The sequence below is a fragment of the Burkholderia sp. LFS061 genome (assembly GCF_047978125.1).
Classification (GTDB): domain Bacteria; phylum Pseudomonadota; class Gammaproteobacteria; order Burkholderiales; family Burkholderiaceae; genus Burkholderia; species Burkholderia pyrrocinia_C.
This window is the reverse complement of the sequence record NZ_JBFPFS010000007.1, coordinates 237,786-252,803: the sequence shown is the minus strand read 5'-3', so window position 1 is coordinate 252,803 and position 15,018 is coordinate 237,786. Positions and strand designations below refer to the sequence as shown.

Annotated in this window: 13 protein-coding genes and 1 rRNA gene; 3 read left to right on the top strand and 11 right to left on the bottom strand. The window is 67.1% G+C overall.

Going from position 1 to position 15,018, the window contains the following annotated elements; genetic code table 11:
- Positions 1 to 88: ribosomal RNA gene (locus ACNQQL_RS09440) — 16S ribosomal RNA — on the bottom strand; the annotation flags it as partial.
- A 712-nt stretch (positions 89 to 800) separates the two neighbouring features.
- Here ACNQQL_RS09440 and ACNQQL_RS09435 point away from each other — a divergent pair.
- Positions 801 to 1,238 (top strand): ATPase, encoded by a 438-nt coding sequence (locus ACNQQL_RS09435; RefSeq protein ID WP_072440314.1) that lies wholly within the window; start codon positions 801 to 803, stop codon positions 1,236 to 1,238.
- Between the two features lie 188 nt (positions 1,239 to 1,426).
- Here ACNQQL_RS09435 and ACNQQL_RS09430 read toward each other — a convergent pair whose 3' ends face one another.
- From ACNQQL_RS09430 to ACNQQL_RS09395, 8 genes are all read right to left on the bottom strand, one after another.
- Positions 1,427 to 2,113 (bottom strand): DUF429 domain-containing protein, encoded by a 687-nt coding sequence (locus tag ACNQQL_RS09430; protein ID WP_347063948.1) that lies wholly within the window; start codon positions 2,111 to 2,113, stop codon positions 1,427 to 1,429.
- Between the two features lie 9 nt (positions 2,114 to 2,122).
- Positions 2,123 to 2,647: an HD domain-containing protein gene (locus ACNQQL_RS09425; RefSeq protein WP_034182569.1), complete on the bottom strand. Its 525-nt coding sequence runs from the start codon at positions 2,645 to 2,647 to the stop codon at positions 2,123 to 2,125.
- A gap of 121 nt (positions 2,648 to 2,768) precedes the next feature.
- A complete protein-coding gene (locus ACNQQL_RS09420; protein ID WP_347063947.1) occupies positions 2,769 to 6,239 on the bottom strand; it encodes an ATP-binding protein in 3,471 nt (1,156 codons plus the stop codon).
- Positions 6,240 to 6,242: 3 nt separating this feature from the next.
- Entirely contained in the window at positions 6,243 to 7,493 is a 1,251-nt protein-coding gene (locus ACNQQL_RS09415; RefSeq protein ID WP_347063946.1) for a DNA repair exonuclease, read from the bottom strand.
- Positions 7,494 to 7,547: 54 nt separating this feature from the next.
- Positions 7,548 to 7,664 carry a CbrC family protein gene (locus ACNQQL_RS09410; protein WP_371287112.1) on the bottom strand — a complete coding sequence of 39 codons (117 nt, stop codon included), beginning with the start codon at positions 7,662 to 7,664 and terminating at the stop codon, positions 7,548 to 7,550.
- 444 nt (positions 7,665 to 8,108) lie between these two features.
- Complete coding sequence (locus tag ACNQQL_RS09405; protein WP_204420928.1) at positions 8,109 to 8,888, bottom strand: hypothetical protein; 780 nt, start codon at positions 8,886 to 8,888, stop codon at positions 8,109 to 8,111.
- Between the two features lie 377 nt (positions 8,889 to 9,265).
- Positions 9,266 to 9,808: a hypothetical protein gene (locus ACNQQL_RS09400; protein WP_347063945.1), complete on the bottom strand. Its 543-nt coding sequence runs from the start codon at positions 9,806 to 9,808 to the stop codon at positions 9,266 to 9,268.
- A 758-nt stretch (positions 9,809 to 10,566) separates the two neighbouring features.
- On the bottom strand, positions 10,567 to 12,552 hold the full coding sequence (locus ACNQQL_RS09395) for a gamma-glutamyltransferase family protein (protein ID WP_347063944.1): 1,986 nt from the start codon (positions 12,550 to 12,552) through the stop codon (positions 10,567 to 10,569).
- Positions 12,553 to 12,669: 117 nt separating this feature from the next.
- Between ACNQQL_RS09395 and ACNQQL_RS09390 the strand changes: the two genes are divergently transcribed.
- Positions 12,670 to 13,149 carry a DUF2165 family protein gene (locus ACNQQL_RS09390; RefSeq protein ID WP_416392563.1) on the top strand — a complete coding sequence of 160 codons (480 nt, stop codon included), beginning with the start codon at positions 12,670 to 12,672 and terminating at the stop codon, positions 13,147 to 13,149.
- The gene (locus ACNQQL_RS09385) at positions 13,122 to 13,940 is read left to right on the top strand and encodes a site-specific integrase (protein ID WP_416392562.1); all 819 of its coding nucleotides are present in this window, start codon (positions 13,122 to 13,124) and stop codon (positions 13,938 to 13,940) included. The genes ACNQQL_RS09390 and ACNQQL_RS09385 overlap by 28 nt, the downstream gene beginning before the upstream one ends.
- 34 nt (positions 13,941 to 13,974) lie before the next feature.
- Here the strand turns inward: ACNQQL_RS09385 and ACNQQL_RS09380 are convergent, their stop codons facing one another.
- Together ACNQQL_RS09380 and ACNQQL_RS09375 are read right to left on the bottom strand one after the other, a co-directional pair.
- Positions 13,975 to 14,454 carry an RES family NAD+ phosphorylase gene (locus ACNQQL_RS09380; RefSeq protein WP_175963970.1) on the bottom strand — a complete coding sequence of 160 codons (480 nt, stop codon included), beginning with the start codon at positions 14,452 to 14,454 and terminating at the stop codon, positions 13,975 to 13,977.
- Positions 14,451 to 14,906, bottom strand: coding sequence for an antitoxin Xre/MbcA/ParS toxin-binding domain-containing protein (locus ACNQQL_RS09375; protein ID WP_347063943.1), 456 nt, complete (start codon positions 14,904 to 14,906; stop codon positions 14,451 to 14,453). The genes ACNQQL_RS09380 and ACNQQL_RS09375 overlap by 4 nt, the downstream gene beginning before the upstream one ends.
- Positions 14,907 to 15,018 lie beyond the last annotated feature (112 nt).

The window sequence follows — 15,018 nt, the reverse complement described above, 5'->3', positions numbered from 1 at the left end:
GGTGCAAGCACCCGTGCTGCCGTTCGACTTGCATGTGTAAGGCATGCCGCCAGCGTTCAATCTGAGCCAGGATCAAACTCTTCAGTTTAAACCTGTTACTGTTTTCGGTTCTTTCGAACCGGTCGCTCACTCAAAGCTGACAGGAATATGAATCACTTCATAAACCTGACTTACTTTAGTGTGAGACTCTTGATACTTTCGCTTTCTGATCCGAAGATCAGCTCGCTTCCATCAAGCGCCCACACTTATCGGCTGTTAATTTTTAAAGAGCATTTCTGCGAGAAACTTCGTGTTTCTCAGCAGCGCTGCGTTTTCAGCAGCAAAGAAACGAGATCATGAACCGTGTTTCGCAGATCGTCAACAACTTTTTAACTGCTTCGTTGCGACTGCGGGGTCCATCTTCCTGCGCCAGCCGTGCGCCCAACCCGCTGCACACCACCGACTTCGCTTCCCCTCTCCCGCGCCGCGTTGCCGTTAGCGCGAAAGAGGCGTGATTCTATGCACCCCGCACCCTTCGCGCAAGCCCCTTTGTGAAATTATTTTGAAAAAGCCGCCATAGATACCGGGAAAGCCTCTCTTTCCTCATATATATACGAGGCCGACGGCATGCTGTCCCAGGCGCGCTCCGGATTCGCATCCCCGCCAATCAACGGGCCGCTGGAACGCAACGCCGCGCCGCCCGGCTGCAACGTCGCGCGTTCGTGCCTTCATGGGTTTCGCAACCCTGTCCTGAGGATCGGACAAGGGGGCTCGCGCAGTCGAGTATCATGCCGCGACCGAACCACGTACTCACATCGACGATGGATAGCACCACTCAACCCGGCGACGCCGATCTTCGCGACGAATATGCAGCGCTGCGCGAGCGCGCCATCCTGCTCGAAGAACAGGCCCCGCCGCTTCTGCAACGCATCTCGGATGTATTGCCGCGGATCAGCGGCGAATCCGAACTCGCGGACGAGCATCGCGAACGGCTCATCGGCGCACGCAATGCGGCGCTGGTTTCGATCGAAAACTATCAGCAAGCGATTCCTTTCCTGCAGACGGCCGACTCGATCATCGAGCAGATGGACAAGACACCCGAGCGCGACGAAGACATCGAGTGGCGTGAATCGCTGCTGCAACGGCTCGACGAACTGATCGACGTCGCGGTCGTGATGATCGACGATGCGGAAGGCTACTTCGAACAGGCGCAAGCCTGCGATCTGTCCAGCGTGCCGAAATCCATCCTCGAGGATTGAGCAGTGCCGCTCGGGATCGCGCGGCGCACCGGCGTCATGTCGTGTGCACCCGCAATCCCGATGCGTGCCGACAGACAATCGCTGCCTGACACCTTCGTCGTCAGGCCAGCCGCACACCTCCCGCAAAAGCTCACCTTGCCGCAACGACAATCCTGCGATCTGCGCCCGCCCGGGGTCGCGCGTCGCATCTACAGTGAGTCGAGCACAATCGTTTCGCTCACGATCGGCACACGGATATACCCCCCCTCTGCATCGCCATACGCATGCGCGCTTCCATCGATGACGTATTGCGCCGTCAGCGCGCACAAGGTCGCGTCCCGCGCATCGACGGATAGCAGCGTCGACACGTCGATCCCCAGACGCGCCAGCAATTGCCGGCGCTGGTTGCGCTTCTGCTTTGCCGACGCAACCGCCTTGCCCAGCATCGCGCAGGTAATCGCGTACGGATAGGTTTCGAAGCTCGCGCGCCCGCCCGCATAGTGCGCGCCGGTCAGCAACGGATACGCATCCGCGAGCGCGCGGTAGACACGCTCTCCGGTGAACATCCAGTCGAAGAAGCCCGACGTGCTCGCGACCGCCTGCTCCCGCGACGGCGTCGGAAAGCACGAGATCCGTTCGCGCGCGAGCGCCTGTTCGGCCGCCCGGCGCCCGCTTCCCGCCCACCACAGGCTCGGCGCGTCGACGCCAACGGCCACGACGTCATGGGCGAGGCACAGCGCAGGCAACGCCTCGGGCGCGATCCGCCGTTCGCGGCAGACAACCGTCGACCCGCGCAGGATCACGAGATCGCACAGCTTCCTGTCGCCCCCGACGTCGACACCCGCCACGGCAGCCGGTTGCCGTGCGACGGATCCGACGGATCGGGCCGAACGCATGCGGGCGCCTCAGTCCGCGGGCCGTGCGCCGTACGCGGCGTCGAAGATCGCCTCGAGACCGGGATGCACGCCGCGCATCGGATCGACAACCGATTTCGCCCAGTCGAAGTACGCCTGCTTGCGCTCGAGCGGCCAGTCCGCGGGCGGATGCCGCGCGATGTCACGCAGGTTGCAGATCTTGTCGGCCAGCTTGACGAGCTTCGCGCGCCGGCTGATGGTCGCCGCATGCTCGACCTGCAGGCGCTTGCGCTCGTCCTTCGGCAGCGACTTGTCGTCCGTGACTTCCATCACGATGTCCGCCACGTCCTTGCCGAACAGCCGCAGCAGTTCCTGCTCGGTCGTCTCCGTATCCTCGACCGTGTCGTGCAGCACGGCCGCGACGATCACGCGTTCGTCCTCGACGCCGGCTTCGTTGGCCAGCACGTCGGCGAGCGCGATCGGATGATTGATGTACGGCGACGCTTCTTCGTCCTTGCGCCGTTGATTGCGATGCTTGTCCGCCGCGAACGCGATCGCGGCTACCAGCTTTTTCATGTTCCCCCCTCGTGTGGCCAGTCCCGCGACCGGCAGAACCGGTCGCGTGCATTTCGGAACCGCACATACTACCTGCACGCGATGACCCTTCCCGTGTGCCGGCATCCCTGCGCGCCCCGCATCACGCGCCGGCCGGCGCGCGCTGCAGCTCGACCACGTTGACCCGCGCGCCGAATACGTCCTTCACGAGCGGCAGCAGGTGATCGTGGTGCGTCAGGAACAGCACCTGGGTTCGCGTCGACAGATCGCGCAGCGCGTCGAGCCCGGCCTTCGCGCGCGCGTCGTCGAAGTTGATGAACAGGTCGTCGGCAACGAACGGCAGCGCGGTCCTGCTGCCGAGCTGCAGCTCCAGCGCCGCGATTCGCAGCGCGAGGAACAGCTGATCGCGCGTCCCTTCGCTCAACCCGGCGACCTCGACCGACGTTCCCTTCGTCCGCCGTGCATACAGCGCCGGCGGCGTCCGCTCGGTATCGACGGTGAGCTTCGCGAACTCGCCCAGCGTGAGCCCGGCGAAGATCTCGCCCGCCCGCCTGAGCATCGGCCCCTGCTTCTGGTCGCGATAGCGATCCGTCGCCCACTTCAGCAACCGGCTCGCGGTGGCCGCCTCCAGATACTGTTCGGCCGCGTCGCCCATCGCCGCCAGCGCTTCCTGCCGCTTCGATTCGGCGACGGCCGCGTTCGCCTGGCCGTCGATCGCGCCGAACGCCTGGTCGGCCACGACCTGCTGTTGTGCGAGCTCGTTCAACCGCTTGCCGACATCGCCCAGCGACTGTTTCACAGCCTCCAGACGCGCCGGCACGTCGGCGATGTCCTGTTCCGCAACCTCAGCCTCGACGGCCGAACGGGACAGCCCGTCGCCGTCGCGCACCAGCGCCTCGTGCGCGGCATCGACCGCCTGCCGAAGCTGGCGCTGTCGATCCGAGCGTTCGGCCAGCGGCAGCGCCGCGTCGATCGACGCCACGCCGGCCAATTGAAGCAGCGGCTGGATACGCGCATCGGCGCCCGCCACCGCGGCGGCCGCATCCGTGACCTTGCCGTCGGCCTGCCGCACGGCTTCGTCGGCACGCTCGATCGCGCGCGCGATTTCCTTTGCGGCCGCGAGACGCATCGCCAGCCTGCGTGCAACGTCCAGCCAGTCGCCGCTCGCCAGCCATTCCGGCGCGAGCGCTTCGGCAAGCCGCCGCGCGCCGGCCTCGAGCGCGGCCAGCTCGGCGCGGATCGCAGCGATCCGGTTGCGCGGCGCATCCGCATCGGCCAGTTCGGCCGTCACCACATTCGCGAGCCCGAGCGCGCCTTCTGCCGCCGCCAGCGTCACCGCGCTCGCGGAAAGTTTCGCGTCGGCCAGCGCGTCGCGGCATTGCGCGTGCCACGCATCGTAGGCTGCTTGCGCATGGCCGACTCGCGACTGCGCCGTTGCGCAACCGCGTTCGGCTTCCCGCGCGCGGTCGTCGAGGCTGTCCTTCTGCGCGATCGCTTTCTCGGCCGACTGCACGAACGTCTCGGCGATGGCGACGAGTGCCGCCAGTCCGTCCGTCTCGCTGCCTCGCGACACCGTATGCAGCGCCGAACGCAACGCGGCTTCGGCACCGGCGCGCGCCGCGCGAATCGTGTCGAATTCGCGGCGCTGACGATCGAGATCGGCCTGCGCCGCGAACACCGTATCGCGCTTTGCGAGCCAGTCGCCCATCGCCGCCAGCGGCATGCCGGGCACCGCGGCCGTCATCGCGAGCTCGGCCCATGCGTCGCGATGCGCGGCCAACTCGCGCTCGCGTTCGTCCGACGCAGCCTGTCTGCGCGCCACACCGGCACGCGCGGATTCGACCTGCTGACGCAGCGACTGCAGCGTCGCCGCCGCCTGCGTGGCGCCGAGCTGCGCATCGACGAGTTCGTCGGCCAGACGAATCGCGTCGTCGACCGCCGGTGCGCCCGTTGCCAGATCGACGGCGCCGCTGCGGATGTCGCCCCATGCGCCGTCGCGTCGTGCGCGCGCCGCCAGCACGTCGGCGGTCGTGACGACCTTGTGGTTCTCCGCGAAATGCTTCTCCTGCAATTCGAGCCGCTCGAGCTCTTCGAGCGCGCCGTCCCGCGCGTCGCGCGCGGCAGCGGCCGCGCTGGCGCGCTCACTGTCCTCCTTGAGCAGCGCGCCGAGCCGCGCCGCCGACGGCACGTCGAGCGCGCGCAGCGTGTCGACCGGCATGCGCCACTGGCCAAGCGCATCGAGCGCGCCGGACAGCGTGCGCCCGGCGGCAGCGATTTCGTGTTCGAGCGCCTGTTCGCGCTGGCCGCTGTTGCGAAAGCCTTGCGCATCGGCGAGCGCCGCGCGCAGCGCTTCCGGCACGTCGGCGGTCGACAGGCGCGCCCGTTGCTCCTGCACCTGCGCAAGCTCGCGCGTGCGTTCGTCGAGCGATTCTCGCGCGCCGGCGAGCGCCTGGTGCAGCGCGCCGTGTTCGCGCAGCAGGTTCGCGACGGTCTTCAGCGACAGCGCCGTCGGCAGCGATGCGCGCAGCGTCGCTTCGTCCGTCGGCCAGCCGAGCTGCGCGGCGGCCGAAAACGCGGCGGACAGGTGCCGCTCGACGTCGGCGCCGAGCAGCAACAGATCCTGCGCGTGATTCATGCAGGCACCGCGCAGCCGATCGAGCGCTTCGATGTCGGCTTCGAGCGCCAGCGTGTCGGCGTCGGCATCGATCGCATCGCGCGCCTGCCGTTTCGCAAGCAGGTCGGCACGCCGTTCTTCGAGCACCTTCTGTTCGGCCGCGAGATCGCCCTGCGCCTTCAACAGGTCCGCATACGCGGTCGGCGGCAACTCGACGACCGCGCCCAGTTCTGCCAGCGCCGCATCCTTGACCGTCAGCTCCTTCAGGTACGGCGCCAACCGCCGAACGCGCTCGAGCTTCGAGCGCAGCGATTCGAGCCGGCGCTGCTCCACCCGCGCGTGCTCGATCTGCTGTTCGACCGCCTCGCGCGCGTCCTTGCGATCGACCCAGTCGCGCGTGCGCACCTGCACCGTCTTCAGTTCGGTCACGGCTTCGTTGAACGATGTTTCTGCCAGCGCAAACGCGCTGCCGCTGCGGCGCGGTGCCCAAAGTTCGACCGAACGCGCGTCGAGTTCCTCGCGCACCGGCCCGAGACTGCCAACACCGGCGGCCGATTCGAACAGTACCTGGCCGAGCTTGTCGGACGCGTCGAGAATGCTGCGGCCACCGTCGACCAGCCGCCCGTGATCGAGCCCGAACATCTGCTCGAAGAATTCGCGCGTCGCGCCATCGAGGATGGCGGCCAGATAGTCGTCGGGAAGTTTGTCGTCGGCAGGCGTGCGCAACGGACTGCGTCCGCGCGCACGGTGGAACGCGAACTCGCCCGTGCCGTTCTCGAGCACGCCGCCGATCCGCAGTTCAGGCGTGCTGTGCAGGAAATCGAGCGGCGTCTGCAGCTTCATCCCGAACAACAGCTCGGACACGGCCGTGCGGATCGTCGACTTGCCGGCCTCGTTCGGCCCGACGATCACATGAAAATCCTCGCCGGCCGACGGGAACCGCAGTGTTTCGTCGGTGAATTTGCCGTACTTGATCAGATCGAGCTGGCTGATGCGCATCGCTTACTCCCCCCTTGCCAGCCGCGCGAGCAACGCGGGACCGACCTGCTCGACCAGCGCCGTGAGCTCGCCCGCGCGCGCCATCGTCAACAACGGCACTTCCTCCTTCACGTCGCTGCGGACCTTGCCGACGAACGGCTTCAGGTCGCGTTCGAGCAGCGCGAGGAAATCCGGATCGTGCGCGGCTTCGGCCAGGATCTGCTTCAAATCCTCCAGCGCTTCAAGCTGCTCGCTCTCGCCCTGCTGATGATCGGCGGCGGACGTCGCGAGCCGGACCTTCTCCAGCCACAGCCGCTCGTTGCCGATGATGCCGATCTGGTTCAGCACCTCCGCACGCAGCTGCGGCGCGCGGCCGAAAAAGAGCCCATGCGCGGGCGTGCGCCCCGTGACCGTCACGCGCACCGCGCGCGGCACGTGGCCGTCGACGGTCAGCAGCGCCTCCAGCGACTGGCCGATCTTTCTCGACAGGTCGGCGACCGTGAAGCAATCGGATGCGTCGACCGACACGGCTTCCCAACGAAGCACGTCGAGATACAGGCGCTCGACCTGCGTGCGGCCTTGCTCGACCGTCACGAGCACCGCGCCGCGGCGCCCCGTCTCGCGGATATGGCGCCCCTGCAGGTTGCCCGGAAACACGACGGTGGACGGCCCCGTCCATTGCTGGAATTCGTGCACGTGGCCGAGCGCCCAGTAGTCGTAGCCCTTTGCGTGCAGTTCGGCCAGCGTGCACGGCGCATAGTTCGCGTGCGCCGCATAACCTTCGAGCGCCGTGTGCAGCACGCCGATGTTGTAGTACCCGGGGACCGGGTCCGGATAACCGATCGCGAGATTGTCGACGACGGCCTTGTCCTTGAAGCTCTGCCCGTGCAGCGCGACATCGAATTCCGGCAGCTTGTGGGTTTCGGGCTTGCGGTGGCCGAACACGGTGACGTTGTCGGGCAGCGTCAGCTTCTTCGTCATCTCGCTTTCGGCATCGTGGTTGCCGCCGAGGACGAATGCGCGAATGCCGGCCTTGCGCAGGCGCCCCATCTGCTGGCCGAAGAAGATGCCCGTGTTGTGATCCTTCCAGTCGCCGTCGTACAGATCGCCGGCGATCACGAGGAACGCCACTTCCTCTTCGATCGCGCGATCCACGAGTTGCCGCAGCGCCTCGCGCGACGCGTTGCGCAACTGCGCGGCCGGCGCGTCGGGATACGCGCTCAGGCCGTGCAACGGGCTGTCAAGGTGAATGTCTGCCGTGTGGATGAACTTCACGAAGATTCCTCTGTTTCATGACGAAGGGCGGCGCCGCTCGCGCAGGCCCGGCCGTCAATCGCAATCCTGGTAGCCGCACGCATCGCCGCAACACACGCCCCGCGCGTCCGACCGGATCACGCTGCCGGTTGCCAGCGGGTCGGGATGGTACCTGAAAGCGGGTAACGACATGGGGTTCTCCGTCGGTCCGGATGGTGGAGAAAGCACGCGATGCGAATTCGAACAACCATTGTGCCGTGGCGCGACTGTCTTACCGCGGAACCTCGACTTCAGCAAACGTGCCGCTCACGAAACGATAGACGCGATGCGTTGCGCCGTCGTGCGCGAGATATTTCCACCGGATGTCGCTGCCGCCCGGTGCGTCGCGCCCATTCGATCGCATGGCCGTTGGCGGGACGCACCGATTCGGGCGTCGGCGTTTGGAAACCAACAGCGCCAGCGCCGCTGTCTTCAATGCAACCGATATCGTCCGGCGGTTTCGTATTCGCATGGATCGCGCGGGATCACAGCGGGGTTCGTCGTATGCGCCGGCGTACCACCCGGGCATTACCGTTTCCGGATCGCGCCGCGTGCGTCGTTCGTCGCGACGAACGCGGCGCGATCCGCTGCATGCCGTCACTCGCCGCGCGGCACCGGCGGCGGCGCAAAGCCGTTGTCGTTGCCGGGGAACGGATTCGCGTTGCGGCGCAGCGCTTCCTCATCGTTCTCCTTCTGCGCGAACAGCGCGACGCCGATCACGCCGACGTTCGCGGCATCGCCGTACTTCGAGTTCGCGACATAGCTGTCAGGTACCGCCGCGAAGCGGAACGCGGCGACTTCGTCGCGGCTCTTGCGGAAGCCCTCGATCGTCAGCGTGCGGCCCGGATACAGCACGTAACCGCCGTTCGTATAGCTGCCCGGCCGCCCTGACAGCACGTCGAGCCCGTCGACCGTCGACACGACTTCGAACGTGCGGCGCCCCTGGTTGCGCAGCACGATCATGTAGCGCGAACCCTCGACACCCGCCATGTGCCAGCGGCCGTTGCTGCGCGCGAGGCGCAGCGGCGCGCCCTTCTCGTCCGTAAACGACAGCGCGATGTCGCCGTTCGCGAGCGCGACGCGGGTCGGCAGCCGGCGCACCTGGGATGCGGGAAGATGTCCGGGCAGCGCGTCGTTGTAGTAGACCGACGCGAGATCCGTCGGCTTCGCCGGATCCGCGCGTTCGAATTCGACATTGCGGGTTTCGGATCGCACCGACTCGCCCCACGCGGTGCCGAGCCCGCGGCGTTCGCTGGCGTCCGGAACCAGCGGTGAAGCCGCAGACGCGCCGATACTGCCTGACGGCGGGGGCGGCGCTGCGCAGGCCGCCAGCCAGAGCGCGCAGGCGAGCGCGAGAAGACGGAACAGGATGGTCATGACGTGATGCCTCGGAATGTTATCGGGCCGCGCCGGGCTGGCCGGAACGGCGTTTTGGTGTCGTCTGTCGTCACGATGTCGATCGGACATGCTTGCCCGCGTCGGCCGGCGCTGCCATCGCGGCGGCCCGGCAACCGGGAGCCCCGCTATTTAAGCATGGCGGCCGGGCAATGGGCAGGGGCCGCGCGCGTCGCCTGTCGCGGGCTCGTGCCCGGGGCATCCGGTAGCGCGCGTGCCCATCGCGCCGCCGGATTCGCGGCGAACGCCGATGCATCGCCGTATTGCGAGGAACGTCGAACGGCGTGCCGTGTGCGCCGATAAAAAAAACGGCCCGGCCCGCTTCGAAGCGGACCGGGCCGTGACTGGATGCGTGTTGCTTACAGCGCGCCGCCTTGTGCCGAAGCCGAACCCTTCACGCCGACCGATGCGCCGCCCTGCACCGAATTCGTCGCGCCTTCGAGCGCTTCGCCGGCCTTCGCCTTCGCGCCGCCCGCAACATCGCCTGCCGTCGACACCGCGCCTTGCGCGTGGCTCTTTGCGGTGCCTGCGACATGCTTCACGTGCGACTTCGTCGAGTGTACGGCCGAGGCCGCGGCATCCTTCGCCGTACCCGCTGCCGAACCCACCGCCTGGGTCGCGCCACCCACCGCATTGCCGGCTGCCGCGCCGACGCCGCCGACCGTCTTGCCGACGCCGTTCAGCGCACCGCCGACGAGGTTGCCTGCGCCCGAACCCGAGCCTCCCGCATTCGCGCCGGCACCTGCCTGCACGCCCACGCCGCCGCCGAGCAGCGGCGTCTGGACCTGTGCGCCGACGCCTGCGGAACCCTCTGCGCCGGTCTGGGCCGTCTGTGCGAAAGCAGCCGACGTCGCCATCGCCGTCAGAGCGGCACCCAGCAGAATCGTACGAATCTTGTTCATGGTCATTCTCCCCAAAGACGTTGTTGCTGCGGGCCGCGTTCGTGCGGCTTGTCGCATGCCTCGCCGCGACGTGCGGCAGGTGGAGCTAATGTAGCGGCGCCGACGCGCAAAACGATTGATTTGCGGGGACTGTTACTTCAGTTGCAAATGCTGACGATTGACTCACACTGTTTGACAATCGGGGGCTTGAGATGGGAAAGACGGCGTACTTGCCGACGAGCAGGCGCGAACCCGACGGCATGCGGCACGGGTCGCCCCGCGATCACGCTTCACCCGATCGCCGCGCATCGGGAAACCACGAACGTGAAACGGCTAGCAGGGGAACCAGCCGTTTTTATATGCATTCCAAAGTATGTGTGTCGACCGGACCTCGGTGCGGTGCGACAACTGGCACCTCGCGATCGATTCGATATCGTCGGACACGCACGCCGCCGCTCCGGCGTTGTCCGATGCGCCGAGGCGAGCTTGAATGCCTTTTCCCGCAATGCGTCTACTGCCGGCCTGTCGATCGCCGTACCCGGATCGTCGTCGATCGCATCGAATGCCGCCATCCACTGCGCATCGAACGGCTCGGCATCGCGACTGTCCAGCGCGCTGTCGCAATCGACACCGCCGAGGAAATCGAAACGCCTGGCACCGACAGGACTGCGTCCATTTCAAGCAGACGTGCATGCGTCATCGCAGCCCCTTGAAGAAACGCGACCCCGATCGCCTGTTGGCAGATACAGGCAGATCGGGGCCGTGCGCGTTCCGCCCGGTTACGGCCGGAACGTATCGCCGAGCACGACGCCTTCGCGACGCGGATCGGTGCCGCCCTGCAACGCGGGCGACTGGCCGACCGTCACGCGCATTACGGTGTTGACGCCGCTCGCCTGCGCGGACGTCGACACCTTGTGCCCGAGCGCGAGCAGCCCCGTGATCAGCGGATCGTTCGCACCGTTGTTCGCCGCGTTGACGTTCGGATGCTCGCCACCGATCGTGGTCGTCGGGCTGTTGCTCGCGCCGAAATCGACGAGGCCCGCGGACTGCTGCGCATCGAGCCCCCAGTCGAGCGCGCCGACCAGCGTCTTGACCACGTATTGCGGAATCGTACCGCCGCCCGGCGAACCGGTCGCCATCACGAAATCGCCGCGCGAGCCGTCGGCGGCCTGACCGAACACGATCGTCGGCGCCATCGAGCTGCGCGGCCGCTTGCCCGGCTGCAGGCGGTTGGCCACCGGATTGCCGGCGCTGTCGACCGGGTTCGCGGAAAAGTCGGTCAACTGATTGTTCAGCAGGAAACCGTTGGTCATGTGGAACGAGCCCATGCTCGACTCGACCGTCGTCGTCGCGCTCAGCACGTTGCCGTCGCCGTCGACGATCGTGAACTGGTTCGTGCCGTGCTCGATCAGCGTCGTGTCGACGCCGAGCGGCACCGCGCCGAAATTGCCGGGCTGTGCGGTGCCCATGCTCTTGGTCGTGTCGATCAGCGCCGCTCGCGATTTCAGGTACGGCTTGTTCAGCAGCGTGTCCCACGTGCCGCCCGGCAGCGGCACGAAATCCGTATCGGCCACGTACTTGTCGCGGTCGGCATACGCGAGCCGTTCGGCCTCCGTGACGAGGTGCACGCCCGCGACGGTCGGCTTGCCGCCCTCGAGATCGATTGCCGTCGGCTTCAGCGACTTCAGGTCGAAGTTCTCGAGAATGCCGAGCGCCGCGGCGACCGCGATGCCGCCTGACGACGGCGGCGGCATCCCGCACACCCAGTAGCTGCGATAGGTCGTGCATACGGGTTCGCGGCGCTTCGCCTGATACGCGGCCAGATCCGCGACGGTCGTCTTGCCCGGCGTGAGCGTCGAGCCGTCCGCGCCCTTCGTCGTTGCGATCTTCGCGACGATGTCCTGCGCGATCTGCCCGGTGTACAGCGCATTCGCACCCGACTGCGCCATCAGCGTCAGCGTGTGCGCGTACGCGGGGTTCTTCAGTACGGTGCCGAGCGTCTTCGGCGAGCCATCGGCATTCAGGAAATACGCGGCGGCCTCGGGGTCGCGCTTCAGGTTCGCGGCGTTTGCCGCGATCGCGTCGGCGAGCCGGCCGCCGATCGGGAAGCCGTTGGTCGCGAGCGTGATCGCATCGCCGAACAGGTTCTGCCACGGCAACCGGCCGTGATCCTGCTGCAGTGTCTCGATGAGCCGCGGCACGCCGATCGTGCCGATCGAGCGGCCGCTGGCGCGCGCGGTCGGCAGCGGCGCCGAATGGTCGGTCGTGTCGTCGACGTAGCGCAGGTAGTTCTCCGTCGCGGCGGCCGGAGCGGTTTCCCGGCCGTCGTACGCCTGCAGCGTCTTGCCGCGCGCATCGTAGTAGAGCAGCACGCCGCCCGACCCGAGGCCCGTCGCCTCCGGCACCGTCAGGCCGAGCACGGCCTGCACGGCGACCGCCGCGTCGGCGGCCGTGCCGCCTTTCTTCAGCACCGCGCAGCCGGCAGCGCTCGCGTAAGCGTTCGACGTCGCCACCAGGTAGGTCTTCGCATAGACGGGCTTCATCCCGGTGCGATAACCCGACGACGCTTCCGGCAGCGACGGATCACCCGGCTGGTTCGAGCCCACCACAACCGTCGCGCCGCTGTTGTCGACCGCGAGGCAGCTCGTATCGGTCGAAGGTGCCTGCGTGCGCCCCGCTTCGTTCTCGACGTCGCCGCCGCATGCCGTCAGCAGGGCAGCCGCGAGCAACGCGGACGCATACGGGAAAATCGCTGTTCTGTTCATTGTCTGTCGATGTTCTTTTAGGTCGTTGCGATGGACATCGCGCTGCCTGCGACCCCCTCGGTGCACAGGCAATGCGTTCGATAGTCCCACGAACAAATTTTTTTCCGCAATAAGGAAATGACGCGACCGGTCGTTGTATGTGCAGCGCCACCGCGCCGGCTTGAGGGTTCGCTTGCTGCACTGCATCGGCGCGCGCAGGTCCTCGACCCGCGTCAGCGCGTTGTCGAAATCGCGCAGGCCACGCCGCTCGCGCAGGCAATTCCTGCCGCCGTGGTCAGTGGCGAATGGTTCGGAATGTGGATGTCGAAGCAATGGAACGAATGCTCGACGACGGTATCGACGAGACGCGTGCCGCGCACTGATGCGCCGGTTGCATTGCACGGGCCGACCGGATTGGAATGGACATCGGGACGATTGCCGGCGTCACCGCGTCCGGCTATAAATCGTGGATGGATACGAATCGCTGGATTCACGATCCCGTCGGCGCCTTTCGCGCATGGCAGGAAACCACCGCGACCGGCGCCGGCCGCCGGCCGTTCGCGCCGCGCTCGGTCGTGCAGCACGTCGCGATGTTCGAACGGTTCCTGCGCCATCTGATCGCGCACCGCGTGTCGCTGGCCACGTTCGGGCCCGACCACGTCGCAGCCTTCCTGACGGAGCTCGAACGCACGTGCGCGCCCGGCACCTCGACCCGCGTGCGTTACGCGAAGCTGATCGACCGGCTGGGCCGGCATCTGGTCGACACCGGCGTGCGGACGATCCATCCGGCCGGCCGGACGACGCGCCATCTCGCGTGGCCGGACGGCGAGCCCGAGCCGTGCTACCTGCCGCCCGACGCCGACGCGGCGCTGCAGCGCCACGTGCAGCCGCGACCGGACGACACGCCGGCCGACTGCCGGAATCGCGCGATCGTCGCGCTGCTGCTTGCGAGCGGCATCACGTCCGCCGAGATTCGCGTGACGACGCATGACGCGCCCGATCTCGACGCGCTGCCGCCGGCGCTGTCCGTGCCGCGCGATCGCGCGCGGCCGGCGCGCCGGATCGAACTCGCCGCGTTCGCGCTGGCGCCGCTCGCCGCATGGCGTGCGCGCTCGGCAGACGCACCGGCATCGGTACTGCTGTTTCCCGCGCCACGCGGCGGTGGCGCGATGAACGACATGTTTCTGCTGCTCGTGGTGCGCGACGCGCTGACCTCGATCGGCTTCCACGCAGCGGACATGAGCCCGCGCGTGCTGCGCAACACGTATGCGCGCCGCCAGTTGCTCGCCGGCCACACGCACGCCGATGTCAGCGCCATGCTCGGCCTCTTCAGTACGCGAACGGTCACGCGCATCCGGCAGACGCTGCCGCCCGATGCGGCCGCGGATCGCGCCGCGCACGAGCGTTGAACCAGCTCACGGCATGGGCCCTGTTCTTTTTTTTCTATTCGCCCGGCTTCGACTCGATCAGCCGCAGAATCCGGGTGTCGTACGGCGATTGCATGACTTCCGCGACGCGAATCTCGGGCGCGGCCGGATGCAGCGGATTCAGCAGGAAGTTGTGCGCGTGCGGCACGACGACACTCGGGACGCGCAACAGCGCGCTCGGCTGCGTATGCAGCCACTCGGTGCCGGCGCTGCGGGTCCAGTCGACGTTCGTTTGCCAGTCGTCCGGCGCGTCGCCTTCCGCGATCTCGGCGACGTCCACCGATTCCGGCACCTCGATACGAAGCAACTGGTATCCGCTCGGCAATTGCGCGACGGTGGCGATTTCGAAATGCACGAGCGTCTCGAGCAATGCGAGTGCCGGATGCTCGGCGAGATACACGACGGGCTGTCCGGCAAAATGCCAGCGCCCGCCGGCGCGCAACCCGCCGATGCCTTTCAGGTCGGCGTAATTGCTGATCCGCCACAGCGTCATCAAGCGAAGTACCCCTCGTCGATCTGCGTGAGGACCTCTTCGACGAGCCGCGCGCCATGCTCGGTGCTCGCCATGTCGAGCGACGTGCGGCCGCCGAAGCGCTGAAGCCCGTTGCGCAGCCACGCCATCGCCTTGTCCTGGTCGCCGAACGTGGCCGTCGCCTGCGCGACGATGCGCGCGAGGCGAATCGCCTTGTCGGATTCCTCCGGCGACAGGCGTTCGTGCGCCTGGCGACGGTGGCTCAGCGTGCGGCGCGGGATGATGAAGGCCAGTTCGTCCGATTTCAGCCCGCGCTCCGACAGCCGGTCGATCACCGAGACGTCGACACGCGCGCTCGCCAGCTCGGCAAGATCGGCACCCGATCGGACACGGATCGCCAGTAGCTGCTCGAGAATCGTGAATTCGGCCTGACGCGGATGCGCGACACCCGAAGGATGAAAAGCGATGTTGCTCATGACCTCTCTCCGGCAATTTGCCCAATCATTATAGGCGTTTTGCCGATGACTTGTGGGGGCGGGTTGGGAGAGCCGTGGTGGCCTGTCCGTCAAGCGTCGGCGAAGGAGCCAG